This window comes from Clostridioides sp. ZZV14-6345, from assembly GCF_020657775.1.
GTDB lineage: Bacteria > Bacillota > Clostridia > Peptostreptococcales > Peptostreptococcaceae > Clostridioides > Clostridioides difficile_D.
Map to the genome: position 1 here is coordinate 1 of NZ_JAGWCX010000055.1, position 13,038 is coordinate 13,038.

The following is a 13,038-nucleotide window of genomic DNA, read 5'->3' on the forward strand; positions in this document are numbered from 1 at the left end:
CTAATATTAGTGCTTTGTTACTAGCAACCTTTATTTTGATTATACATTTAAATTGAAAATAGAATGATTGAATAAGTTGACATATTATTTTACATTGACAGTGATTAGAACTTCTTGAGATGTATTTAAATCATTTTTGTCACTTAGTATAACTTTTACTACCGCTTGACCTGTTTTATTACCTTTAACTATCATATCTTCACATGAAAGTACACTCTTATCACTTACAGACGCAACAAAATCTAAATCTTTTGGAAGGTTATCAGTAACTTCCCAATATTTATAATAACTATCAATTTTCTTTGTAATTATTTTTCTCAAATCAATACTTTCACCTTTTGCTATATCAACATTATGATATTTAGATTCCAGTTTATATTGATTATCTTTTGTATCAATAAAATTTAAATCGCAATTTACATCTACACCATTATTAGAAAGAGAATTTACTACATTATCATCAATCAAATAATTATTGGCAAGATTGATTGAATCCATATCTTTTAGACCTAAAGCTTCTTTAGGAACTTCTTTTATATTATTGTTCCAAAAAATAAAATTATCTATATTTTCAAGATATGATATACCTTTTAAATTTGAAATGCTTTCACCAGTTGCATAAAACTCTCCATCTAGAGCCTTTATATTACTTATAGTCATCTCATCTGGGTTTATATATCGTTTTACAACTGCTCTTAGATTTGCGTCAGGAAAAATATCTTTAAGTTGATTTTCACTTAAAACCTTATCATTTGAATTTATTGGACTTAAAGCTGCCACAGAAATAATAAATGGTATCAAATTAGCTAAATTCATAGTACCCTCCCACATAAATTTTTTTTATTATAGTAATTTAATTTCTATGAGAGGGTTCTGTTTCCTTGTTATATATGCCTACTTTCGTACACTTTATTAATATAAATTAAAATAAATTTCTACTATTAAACTTATAAACATATTGCTAGTTACGTTTTTTAGCTTCACATCTAAATATTCGCATACCTTGTGACATAAATTTGTCTTCATACTCTGTTGTAACATTATTTTTATACTCACTATTTCCTAAATCAAGAGAAATATTCTTCAATAGCCAATTATTTGCAGCAATTTCGTTTAAACTAAACTCGAATAATTTTTCATTATCTGTTTTAAAGTGAATTTCGCCATCATCTTCCAAAACCCTATTGTACATTTCTAAAAATCCAGAATGAGTGAGTCTTCTTTTACTCCATCTATTTTTAGGCCATGGGTCACAGAAATTTATATAAATTCTAGATAATTCTTTAGCTTCAAAGTAATCTAAAATATGGCTTACATCTGTCCATAAAAAAAGTATATTATTCAAATTAGAAGTATCAGCTTTTTCAACAGCCTTTAAAAGAACTTCTTCCTTAAGTTCCATAGCAATATAATTTATCTCACGGTTCTGTTTGGCCAAAGTTGTTATAAACTGACCTTTTCCAGTACCAAATTCAACGTGTATTGGATTATCATTTCCAAACTTTAAATTCCACTTACCTTTTAATTTGTCTATATCATCTCTTAAAACATATTTTGTATAACTTAAAAGCTTTTCATCTGCACCTTTTTTTCGTCTTCTTCTCACAATAATTCTCCTCACATATAAAAAATTAGTAAAATACATTTTTTATTATACATTATCTCCCCAAAAAATAAAAAGAACTCTCTTAAAATAGAAATTTATTTCTATAAAGAGAGCTCTTAACTTACTAAAAAGTTAATCTTAGTGGCACCCTGAACAACCAGAGCATCCTCCTCCACCTTGATCTTTCATATTTTCAGGAATAACTCTAAATCCAAATCCTGTATCTTCTATTATTATATCTCCATACTGACTATATTCATCAGAGCTCATTACAAATTGTAATTCTCCAACTTCATAAGTTAAGTCATCTTCTTTTTTTTCATCTAAAGCTAATCCAAAAGAAGGACCTCCACAACCAACACCTGCAAAGTATACTCTTATATTATTAGGTTTATCTTGATTGTCTTTTAAGATACTTTTTAAAGTATCAATAGCTGTTTCTGGTAAAGTAATTTTCATTAAATCATTCCCTTTCAAATATTTTATTAAAACAATATTTATTATATACCCATATAAGGTACATAATCAATTAGTTTTTACATATTTTACTAAAACTTCTACCAAATAATGCTTAAAGTTTTAAAATATTTTATTATGATATTTTACTACCTTAAGTAAATACCCTATAGTACACTTAGTAAACAAATAAAATTTTTACTAACAAATATAATAATTTTATTTGTTATTTTAATATTATAACACATTTGATAATGTCCAATTCATATATGCAAAATTTATATACTTGAAAATATCTAAGAAATTATTCAATAAAAAAATACTATTTTTTTAAAATTATTATTTATACACACAACAAGCAAAGCACAACGGTACACACCCTTGTGCTTTGCTTGCAATTATTGGACAAGGTTGTCATCTATAACAATGCAAAATGGCTACTTTCCATAATTGATTTCATCTGACATAAGCAAAAAGGGTGTCCTGCTGGGTCAATCATAACTCTCCAATCATCAGAAAACTGCTCATCTGCAATTGTTGCTCCACAATGAATTGCGTATTGGACTGCTTCTTCCAAATTATTAACAGCGAAATCCATATGAGCCATTTGCTGTTGAGCTTCAGGCTTTTCTGGCCACACAGGCGGTTTATACTCAGGATTTCTTTGAAATGTTATACCAGGATACGCTCCCTGATTTGTTCCTGGAGCACCAACGCATGCATATTCTTCATTGTAAAATGGTATTTCCCACTTGAGTAACGTCGCATAAAATTTTGCTAATTCATGTGGATCTTTACAATCCATCGTAAATGAGTACATTTTGATTTTCAGTTCATCATGCATAATGTAACTACCTCCAAATATGAATTTCTTCGTCTTTTCATTTTTGCGCTAAATTCAAACATTAAGTATGTAATTTATTCCACGTATTTTCTATTATGCGTCAAGTCTTTATTTTTTGCAATAATGTTTAAAAAATTATAACATATAAAAATTTTTACAGGTAAATAACAACATTAGTAAGGATATTAAAACACTATATAAAAATTAACAAATATTAAGAATAATAAAATACTTGAAATTACTTATATCAAGAAAATTTATATAATATAAACTGGTCAGATATGTTATAATATTAAATTGTGACAAGTTCATGGAGGTGTTTATATGAAAAAACAAAAGTCGCCAATTTTACTTGAAATGCTTGGACTATTTTTTGGTTGTATATCAATGAGTATTGGTATAAATATGTTTTTAAAACCACATACAATTGCTCCTGGAGGGCTTAGTGGTCTATCATTAGTATTAAACAAGGTTACAGGACTTCCAGTATCAGCTATCATGTTAATTATAGGTGTACCATTAGTAATACTTGCTTTTAGGATTATGGGTACAAAAAATTCATTAAAAACGTTATTTGGAACAGTTGTGTTTTCAGCTATAGTTCAATTAACAGACCCATTATCAAAGTTAAGATTTACTAATGACTTACTATTATCTTCTATTGCAGGAGGAATCTTAGTTGGTATAGGTTTAGGAATAATGTTTAAGTCAGATGCTTCTACTGGGGGAACAGATTTAATTGCACTCATACTTAGTAAGAAATTCCCAGGTATAAAAGCCACAAAATTTATGTCGTGTCTGGATGGAATGGTGGTTATATCTTCTGGTATAGTAAATCGTAGTTTAGAAACTGCACTTTACTCTGGTATAGCACTTTGTGTATTAATAAAAATAGCAGATATGATAATGGAAGGATTTGACCATTCAAAAGCATTTTTTATTATTTCTGATGAGCCTGAAAGTTTAAGACAGGCTATAACTGAAGAACTTGATAGAGGACTTACTATTCTTGATGGTAAGGGTGGATATACTAGAGAAAATAAAGAAGTTCTATTAGTCGTAGTTTCTAAAAAACAAGAGCTTTATTTAAAGAGATTAGTTAAAAGGACTGACCCTACTGCATTTGTTATTGTTACAGATGTACATGAAGTTCTTGGAGAAGGATTTAAAAATTTAGAGAACTAATAAAAAATTAATACTTTAAAGACATATACTATTTTAGTTAAAATACGATTTATTCAAAGGGAGTGTCTCAAAATGAACTTTTTAGTTCATGAGACACTCTTTTTTATATGAAATCAAATGCATTTTCATTATTTCAACAATGAAAAAAGGCTTATCTCTATTTTAAGACAGCCCCTTTATTGAAATTTGATTTAGAAAACAATCATTACTAAATAATTGGCATAAATATTAAATGATTATATATATTATTTTTTCAATTCATATTGATAACAAGGAATGTTTTTTACAATGTTTCCAGCATGAATTTTTTTGATATATTTTCCTGTGCATTTAAATCCTAATAAATCTAATGATTTTGTAGAATTCTGATTTTCTTCATAGGTTATTGCAATGATTTTATTTAAGTTTAGTTCTCTAAATCCATACTGTATTACTCTCTTGGTTATCTCAGTAGCAAAATCATGTCCCCAATAACTTGGATTTATACATATACCTATTTCTGCTTCTAATGCTTTGGGATTTATATTATTAAACCCCATATTTCCAATAACTTTATTGTCTCTTTTATATACTATAGCAAAGTGACCAATTTTTCCTTTTTTATAAGGATTTAGAAAAAAGGATTTTATAAACTTTCTTGTGTCTTCTAAAGATTTATGCTCATTAAAGGGTAAATGTTTTACTACTATTTTATTCTTATAACAGTCAAAAAAATCTTCAACATCATCTAATGATGCAGGTCTTAATATACAATTTCTAGTTTCTAAGGTTTTCATTTGAGGATATTCAGAATCAGACATTTCTAATCCCCCTTTATACATTAATCTAAATATATTGTTCATATTTAAAATACGATACTAATTATATAAATGTTCTCAAATTAACCTTATTTTTATCTTTAATAAATTAGTTTATTATGTGAATCTTTCAGACTTGCGAACTTATATCTATTTTTTTATATTAATTTAATTGTGAAATATGTATTCTAAATTACATATTACTGGATATCATACTTAAGAATTCTTTTGTTGCTAAGGACAAGGATATATCCTTTAAATGACAGTAACCTACATTTCTCTTAGGTATCGGCTCTTTTATATCCAATTTAAATAATTTTCCACTTTCTAAATAATCTATGCTGAATTCTTCTATAACACAAGATACACCAAGATTTATATACGCAAATTCTAAAAGTAATTCATGAGAACCCAATTCTATATCTGGGTTTAGTTTTATACCTTTTGATAAAAAATATTCATTTACATAAAGTCTTGAATTTGCTTTATTTTCTAGCATTATTAAAGGCAATGTATTTAGTTCTTCTAGGGATATTTTTTTCCCTTTGTATTCTATGTAATCATTTGCACACACAAATATATCATGTATTTCAATACATTCAACAATATTTAGTGCATCATCTTCTATTGGCATGTTTATAATTGCTATATCTATATTACCATCTTTGAGTAAAGATATAAGTTCTCTACTCGTTCTATTTATTGTAGATACATGTATATGTGGGTACTTCTTATGAAAAATTTCTAAATATTTTAATAAGAAAAAACGTGCAGCTGTATCTCCTACTCCTATTTTTAGAGAACCATATTCTAATTTTTTGAATTTATTTATTCTATCCTCTCCTGATGCTATTAACTTTAATGCAGTAGTTACATGCTCACTTAGAATTTCCCCTTCTGGAGTTAATTTTACACCTTTATTATTTCTATAAAACAGTATAGTATCTAATTGTTCCTCTAATTGTTTTATTGACTGACTTACAGCTGGCTGTGACATAAATAATTCTTTAGCAGCAAGAGAAAAACTCTTATTATTTGCAACTGTGTTAAAAACCTTATACAGTTCAAGTTTTATATTCATATATAATTACTCCTTATGTCAAATATTAGTATTATTTATTTTACTTATAATCATATTTGAATTATAATATACATGGTACTAATATGACAATATTAATTCTTTAGGAGGATTTTAGATAATGGATAGATTAGTTGGAACTGTTTCAAGAGGGGTTAGAGCACCTATTATAAGACAGGGAGATGACTTAGTTAAGATAGTTGTTGATTCTGTTTTAAACGCGTCAAAAAGTGAAAATTTTGAAGTTAGAGATAAAGATGTAATTGCTGTTACAGAAGCTGTTGTAGCTAGAGCACAGGGAAATTATGCTCATGTTGACAATATTGCAAAAGATGTAAAAGCTAAATTTGGAGATGATACTGTTGGTGTTATATTCCCAATCTTAAGTAGAAATCGTTTTGCTATATGTTTAAAAGGAATTGCAAAAGGATGTAGAAAAGTTGTATTAATGTTAAGCTACCCTTCTGATGAAGTTGGAAATCATTTAATAAGTATTGATGAACTTGATGATAAGGGAATAAATCCTTGGTCAGATATTTTAACAGAAGAAAAATATAGAGAACTATTTGGATATAACAAGCATACATTTACTGGTGTAGATTATGTAGACTATTATAAGAATTTAATCAAGGATTGTGGTGCAGAAGTAGAAATAATATTTGCAAATAATCCAAAGACTATTCTTGACTATACAACAAGTATTTTAACTTGTGATATACATACAAGACAAAGAACAAAGAGAATTTTAAGACAAAATGGAGCTAAAAAAGTGTATTCACTTGATGATATAATGACAGCAAGTGTAGATGGTAGTGGGTACAATGACCAATATGGGCTTTTAGGTTCAAACAAAGCTACAGAAGAAACAGTAAAATTATTCCCTATAAATTGTGATGAAGTTGTAAACAAAATCCAAGGTGATATAAAAGAAATCACAGGGAAAAATGTGGAAGTAATGGTTTATGGAGATGGAGCTTTTAAAGACCCCGTAGGTAAAATCTGGGAGTTAGCTGACCCAGTAGTATCTCCTGCTTACACAAAAGGTCTAGAAGGAACTCCAAACGAAGTAAAATTAAAATACTTAGCAGATAATGATTTTGCTGACTTATCTGGTGATGAGTTAAAAGAAGCAATTTCAAAATACATAGTTGAAAAAGATAATAAATCTGATGATTTAACAGGAAACATGGTTTCTCAAGGTACTACTCCAAGAAGATTAACAGACCTTATAGGTTCTTTGGCAGATTTAACATCTGGAAGTGGAGATAAGGGTACTCCTATTATTTACATACAAGGATATTTCGATAACTATACAAAATAGTATACTTTAATGAGATTTAAATTTTTTAGATTGAATGGATTAACCTAAAAATTTATTAAACCCTCGTAATAGATATAACTTGAAAAGTCGTATCTATTATGAGGGTTCTTTAATGTTCACAGATAAGAAATATTATAATCAATCATGTAGTTATTTATATATTCCTTAATTTAATTACACTTAAATTGAAAATATAACGTTGTTCTTATATAATTAAATTATACAACAATAATGTTATATTTTTTAAATATATTTTTACTAGGGGGAATAAAATTGAAAAGGGTTGATGAGAGAAATACTATGTTTGCAAGAGCAAATTATAAAAAAGATAGTACTGCTTATAATGACTATTATAAGAAAAATCCTGACAAAAAAGAAATTGATGATAGTATAAGAAATAGACCAAATTTATGTAGTGAAGGAACCATGACTTACAATGAATTAAATTCTCCAATGGCAAGTAGTGCATTTGATTTTTTATCTGACATCAAATCTTTATGTGAAGGAAAAGTTTCTGATACTAAAGTAGATGTAGACGCAAAATCAATGACAAAAAAAATAAAGGGTCTTGCAAAACAGTATGGGGCTTCTGTAGTTGGTATAACTAAATTAAAAGACTATCATATTTATACAAATAGGGGTAGACATGAAGAAAATTATGGTGAAGAAGTTAATCTAACTCATAAGTACGCCATTGTATTTGGATGTGAGATGGATAAAGAAATGATAAATAGAGCCCCAATGATATGTGAAGTTATAGAAACGTCAAAATGCTATGTGGATGCATCTATTGTTGGCATGATTTTAAGTTATTATATAAGAAACTTGGGATATGATGCTAGAAATCATATGGATGCTAATTATTTAGTAATGCCTGTTTTTATAGCTCGCGATGCTGGCTTGGGGGATATAGGAAGAAATGCTATACTTACAAATAAAGATTATGGCTCTAGACTTCGATTAGGAGTTGTTACTACAGATATTCCTCTTTTAGAAGATGAATATATTGATTTTGGACTAGAAGATTTTTGTAAAGTCTGTAAAAAATGTTCTTTTAACTGTCCTTCTCATTCACTTTCTAATGATATTAAAATTGGCGATGATGGAAAATATAATTGGGTAATTGAACATGAGACATGCTATATTAAATGGAGATATTTAGGTACAGATTGTGGTATGTGCATATCTGCATGCCCATTTAGCCAAAATCTTGAAACTATAAAAAATACTACTTCTTTTAAGGGCAATAATGAGCTTATCCAAAAAGCTTTAGATGAATATACTTCAAAATTTGGTAAAAGAATATTCATACCTGGAAACCCGTCTTGGCTGAAATAATTTTATTTAATAAAGAATCTGTCCTATGATAATAAATTCTAGGACAGATTCTTTATTAAATATGTGAATTGTTAAATTTTTTCTTACTTATAACAATTCAGCAATATTTTTAATTGACATCATAAAATATCAAACTAAAAGGAATAACTGTATGGAAAAAATATTAGTGGTGGAAGACGATTCTATATTAAACAAAACTCTATCATATAACCTAATTGAAGATGGTAGTCACTTCAAAATTTACAGCTACATCTGCATTAAAGTCTATTATTGAATGTGAATTTGATTTAATTATTTTAGATATTAATTTGCCAGACAAAAGCGGATTTGAATTATGTAAGGAAATCAAGGAAAATTGAGATATACCAATAATTTTTTGACTGCTAATGATATGGAATGTGATATAATTAAAGGCTACGAATTTGGAGCTTTAGATTATATAACAAAACCATTTAATATCAATGTATTCAAACAGAAAATAAAAGCTTTTTTAAATCATCTTACGACAAAAACAAAACAAGATTGCTACAGTGATGGATATCTTGAAATCAACTTCTCTGAGTTTTCTGCAAACATAAATTCACTCTACCTTTCAATAACTCTTATAAATTTCCAACTTCATAATTGTTTATAAATTATCAATATCAGTTAAAACTAGTATATAACATGCAAATTATATAAACAATAAATTAAATTGTTTATATCTTGAAGCAAGCAAAAGCGCCAATTCTCCACCCTTTGATGTTCCATGTACAAATATTTCTTTAGTGTTAGTAATTTCATTTTCACTAATCCACTTAAACACTTTTTCAAAATATTCTAATGGAACTTCTTCTAAAGTTTTATAAGTACCTTCTATAGGTTCAACCGAATCTAAATCTACTTCTCCTTTTTCACTTGAATAAAATACTCCATACGATGAAAACTCTTCTCCTTTGCACCATGGAAATTCCATTTTCAGACTTACTTTAAGCTTAGTATTTGGAGTTAAATCTGAAACCATAACCTTAAGTCTTTCATCTACAAATGATTCTACATTGTATACACTTATTTTCATAATTAATTTCTCCTTATAATTATTTGTACTTTATATATAAAACAATTTTATCCAATACAATATAAATAAATTATCAAATTAAGACATCATATTGACTTTTTTATTATAACAACGCATTTTATATTTGTCAATATATTGTCTTTTATATTTTTAAATTACGTTTAAGATGCTCTATTTATTTAAAGTTATCCAAAATAAAAAACCACTCATTTTAAGAATGGTTTTTAACATATACTATTTTATTAATAAGGATATTTTTTTATTTAGACTTATATAATAGAATATCTTTTATTTAATATTTATGCATTTGCAAAAGTATATATAGCATTAACTCTTGCTACATATAAATTCTCATCACTGCATCCAATATATTTAGCATATTTTTCTATCTTTTCTTTTGCATTTTCAACATCAATTTCATCGTTCTCCATTAGCTCATTTATATAAATATCCATTAGTGAGGCTTTATAATCTTTTATATCATAACCCAAAAATTCAGTTAGTCTTTCAATTTCCTTACTAAAATCTCCATCTTCTTTTACTAAAAATTCGTATACATCTTCTCTATATGGATTTAAAGTTATTATTTGTTTTACAACTTTACATTCATCAGCTTTCCCAATAAAACCATCTTTATAATTATTAAATAAGGCATTAGATTTTTTTATAGATTCTTCATCAATATAAGAATGTACCTCAGTTATTCGATTTTCTATAAGTGCATCCACGACAGCATAGTGAATTTTAAAACAATCATTGTATAAATAATTGCTCATTTTTTTTACTGTTGATTCTATTTCTAAAAAACTAGCATTACCATTTTTTTTGTTTTTATTTGGTATAATAAAAGTTTTATTCAAGTTATTAAAAAGTCGCTTAAAATCTAAATATTTTTCACAATAAACACTTTTAAAGGTATCGATATCTATAGTTATAATTCCAAAACTCACTATAGTCTCAATTCCTTTCTTAAAAGATTCCTCTATATATTTTTCTCCTAAACTTAAACCTCTATCTGATATTTGCTTTAGATTTTGAAAATTATTCAAACAATCTCTCTCAAAGTTCTTAGAAATTTCTAAAGCATATAATTTAAAGATTTTCCTTATCTTATTATAATTATTTTTTGTATCATCAAATCTGATAATAGCTCCATTTACATCAAAGGTAATCATTGAGTTTTAACCTCCCCATTAGTTTCATCAATAAAATAAATTTAATATAAACTTTATAATCATAATATTAAACTTATTTATACTATAATTATTAATTTGATGATAAAAGCTATTTTCCTTCTAAATAAAAAATTTGTCTAATGTTTTTAAAAAAATTAGACAAATCTTAGATTATTATTATTTAAATTGCTCCAAACACTCCAAATAATATTGGTATAAATATAGCTGGCAACAAATTTGCTACTTTTATATTTGTGAGTTTAAGTACATTTAAACCAAGACCTATAATCAATAAACTTCCAGCGGCTGTCATTTCTGTAACTACAGGGTCACTTAAGAATCCATTTAAAAATGATGCTCCCATACATATGATACCTTCATACAAAAATACAGATATTGCAGAAAACATTACACCTATACCTAAAGAAGCAGTAAATATAATTGAAGCTATGCCATCTATGACAGATTTTACAAATAAAGTATCATGACTCCCTGTAAGACCGCTTTCTAGTGAGCCAACTACTGCCATAGCTCCTATACAGAATAATAAACTAGATGATATAAAACCTTCTGCGATAGAATCTTTTTTATTTCCTTTAGAAAATTTACTTTGTAAAAAAGCACCTAATTTATTTACCCATTTGTCAATATCTATTAATTCTCCTATCAAAGCACCTACAGCTATAGATATTATTGTTACTAATGTATTTTTTCCTTCCAATGCTCCTGATATACCAATATACAATACACATAAGGCAATTCCATTCATTATAGTATCACTTACTCTTTGAGGCAAGCCACCTTTAATTATAAGACCTACTATACATCCACCTGCAATTGCTAAACTATTTGCTATTACTCCAAACATTTTTTCTCCCCTCGATTAGCTAATTAAAATTTACTCCAGTTATAAAAATTTAAACATCAATACTTTGTAGTGGATATTTTAAATATTCCAAAAATTCTTCAAAACCTTTTCTAGATATATTTACAGTTTTGGTATTTATGTTAGGATGAAAATTTAAGTAATCTTCTTTAATTACATCCTTGTCTATGTAAAGCTCAACTTTTCTTTCTGTATCATTTATCAATGAAAAAGGATTTACACTTCCAGGAAGAAGTTTAAGTACATTGTATAATCTTTCAGGTGAAGCAAATGATAATTTAGAACTTCCTATTTTATCTTTAAGCGAGTTTAAATCAACCTGTTTTTCTCCTTTAACCACAATAAGATAATATTTATTTCCTTTAGCATTTCTCAAAAATAAATTTTTACAGTGACATCCTTTTGCTATTCCATCTAAAATTACTAACTGATCTGCTGTATATACGGCTTCATGTTCTATTACATCATATTCAATATTTAACTTATCCAAAACATTGTATATTTTAGTTTCATTCATTCTCACTTCATTTTCATCTTGTTCTTTAATAATTTTATTTTTCAAACCACTCATGTTATTCTTTTCTCCTTAATCACTTCTTAATCTTATACCTCTATATTATGAGATATTATTCTACTATAGCTATAGCTCTTACTGGAGCTCCATCAGCATCATTATACTTAAATGGTGCTGCTATAAATAGGAATTTTTCTGGAACATTTTCTAAATTAGTAAGATTTTCTATGATTATTTTACCTTTCTCAAATAAAATATGATGTACTTCAAAAACTGATGTGTCATATCTATCCACTGATAACATGTCTATTCCTATACCTTTTATATTAGTATCAGCTATATAATTTGCAGCTTCTTCTGTTAATGTAGGATAGCCTACATAGTACTGCTTTTTATCCCAAAACTTTGACCAACCAGATTTAAATATTATAAAATCACTACTTTTTATTTCATCTTCATATTTTTTTAGATATTCTAATTCTATATTCTTATTTCCCCTTTCAAGTTCCAATACATAAGCTTTCCCAACAAAATTTTCTATATCTAATTTATCTAGGGTCTCACCTTTGGTATACATATGCCTTGGTGAATCCATATGAGTTCCATTGTGAGAAAATACACTAATTAGTGTTTCTTGATAACCATTTTCTTCAATAATAGCTACTTTCTTGATATCTGGTCTATTAGGCTCTGCATATACAGGCATGTCATTATGAGTCACATGAGTTAAATCAAAAACCTTCATCTTTATATACCCCCTATGTTTTTATTTTCTATTATA

General features: G+C 27.2%; 16 protein-coding genes. 5 read left to right on the top strand and 11 right to left on the bottom strand.

From position 1 onward, the window contains the following. Nucleotides 1-84: 84 nt before the first annotated feature. The 4 genes from KGF39_RS14085 to KGF39_RS14100 all read right to left on the bottom strand — a co-directional run bounded on the left by KGF39_RS14085 (nucleotide 85) and on the right by KGF39_RS14100 (nucleotide 2,867). Entirely contained in the window at nucleotides 85-816 is a 732-nt protein-coding gene (locus KGF39_RS14085) for a hypothetical protein (RefSeq protein WP_227822781.1), read from the bottom strand. A gap of 145 nt (nucleotides 817-961) precedes the next feature. Then, a complete protein-coding gene (gene trmB, locus KGF39_RS14090) occupies nucleotides 962-1,606 on the bottom strand; it encodes a tRNA (guanosine(46)-N7)-methyltransferase TrmB (RefSeq protein WP_227822782.1) in 645 nt (214 codons plus the stop codon). Nucleotides 1,607-1,744: 138 nt separating this feature from the next. Then, entirely contained in the window at nucleotides 1,745-2,065 is a 321-nt protein-coding gene (locus KGF39_RS14095) for a hypothetical protein (protein WP_003424083.1), read from the bottom strand. Nucleotides 2,066-2,480: 415 nt separating this feature from the next. Beyond that, complete coding sequence (locus KGF39_RS14100) at nucleotides 2,481-2,867, bottom strand: VOC family protein (RefSeq protein WP_413927027.1); 387 nt, start codon at nucleotides 2,865-2,867, stop codon at nucleotides 2,481-2,483. A 363-nt stretch (nucleotides 2,868-3,230) separates the two neighbouring features. Between KGF39_RS14100 and KGF39_RS14105 the strand changes: the two genes are divergently transcribed. Then, nucleotides 3,231-4,091 (top strand): YitT family protein, encoded by an 861-nt coding sequence (locus tag KGF39_RS14105; protein ID WP_003435320.1) that lies wholly within the window; start codon nucleotides 3,231-3,233, stop codon nucleotides 4,089-4,091. Between the two features lie 245 nt (nucleotides 4,092-4,336). On the opposite strand, the gene KGF39_RS14110 is transcribed toward KGF39_RS14105, so the two are convergent. Then, nucleotides 4,337-4,891, bottom strand: a complete 555-nt coding sequence (locus tag KGF39_RS14110) for a GNAT family N-acetyltransferase (RefSeq protein WP_054273924.1) — start codon at nucleotides 4,889-4,891, stop codon at nucleotides 4,337-4,339. Between the two features lie 190 nt (nucleotides 4,892-5,081). Continuing rightward, on the bottom strand, nucleotides 5,082-5,969 hold the full coding sequence (locus KGF39_RS14115; RefSeq protein ID WP_227822784.1) for a LysR family transcriptional regulator: 888 nt from the start codon (nucleotides 5,967-5,969) through the stop codon (nucleotides 5,082-5,084). 118 nt (nucleotides 5,970-6,087) lie between these two features. Here KGF39_RS14115 and KGF39_RS14120 point away from each other — a divergent pair, with 118 nt between their 5' ends. The 4 genes from KGF39_RS14120 (at nucleotide 6,088) to KGF39_RS14135 (ending at nucleotide 9,259) form a co-directional block, all read left to right on the top strand. Beyond that, nucleotides 6,088-7,287: a coenzyme F420-0:L-glutamate ligase gene (locus KGF39_RS14120; protein ID WP_227822785.1), complete on the top strand. Its 1,200-nt coding sequence runs from the start codon at nucleotides 6,088-6,090 to the stop codon at nucleotides 7,285-7,287. 273 nt (nucleotides 7,288-7,560) lie between these two features. Next, complete coding sequence (locus KGF39_RS14125; protein WP_227822786.1) at nucleotides 7,561-8,625, top strand: 4Fe-4S dicluster domain-containing protein; 1,065 nt, start codon at nucleotides 7,561-7,563, stop codon at nucleotides 8,623-8,625. Nucleotides 8,626-8,846: 221 nt separating this feature from the next. Beyond that, nucleotides 8,847-8,984 (top strand): response regulator, encoded by a 138-nt coding sequence (locus KGF39_RS14130; protein ID WP_227822802.1) that lies wholly within the window; start codon nucleotides 8,847-8,849, stop codon nucleotides 8,982-8,984. A gap of 32 nt (nucleotides 8,985-9,016) precedes the next feature. Further along, nucleotides 9,017-9,259, top strand: coding sequence for a hypothetical protein (locus KGF39_RS14135; protein WP_227822787.1), 243 nt, complete (start codon nucleotides 9,017-9,019; stop codon nucleotides 9,257-9,259). A 39-nt stretch (nucleotides 9,260-9,298) separates the two neighbouring features. Here KGF39_RS14135 and KGF39_RS14140 read toward each other — a convergent pair whose 3' ends face one another. From KGF39_RS14140 to KGF39_RS14160, 5 genes are all read right to left on the bottom strand, one after another. After that, complete coding sequence (locus KGF39_RS14140) at nucleotides 9,299-9,682, bottom strand: acyl-CoA thioesterase/BAAT N-terminal domain-containing protein (RefSeq protein WP_227822788.1); 384 nt, start codon at nucleotides 9,680-9,682, stop codon at nucleotides 9,299-9,301. A 299-nt stretch (nucleotides 9,683-9,981) separates the two neighbouring features. Continuing rightward, a complete protein-coding gene (locus KGF39_RS14145; protein ID WP_227822789.1) occupies nucleotides 9,982-10,857 on the bottom strand; it encodes a kinase in 876 nt (291 codons plus the stop codon). Between the two features lie 181 nt (nucleotides 10,858-11,038). Then, nucleotides 11,039-11,725 (bottom strand): DUF554 domain-containing protein, encoded by a 687-nt coding sequence (locus tag KGF39_RS14150; RefSeq protein ID WP_054273939.1) that lies wholly within the window; start codon nucleotides 11,723-11,725, stop codon nucleotides 11,039-11,041. A 49-nt stretch (nucleotides 11,726-11,774) separates the two neighbouring features. Further along, nucleotides 11,775-12,314: a prolyl-tRNA synthetase associated domain-containing protein gene (locus tag KGF39_RS14155; protein ID WP_227822790.1), complete on the bottom strand. Its 540-nt coding sequence runs from the start codon at nucleotides 12,312-12,314 to the stop codon at nucleotides 11,775-11,777. Nucleotides 12,315-12,369: 55 nt separating this feature from the next. After that, nucleotides 12,370-13,002 (bottom strand): cyclase family protein, encoded by a 633-nt coding sequence (locus tag KGF39_RS14160; RefSeq protein WP_227822791.1) that lies wholly within the window; start codon nucleotides 13,000-13,002, stop codon nucleotides 12,370-12,372. Between the last annotated feature and the right edge of the window lie 36 nt (nucleotides 13,003-13,038).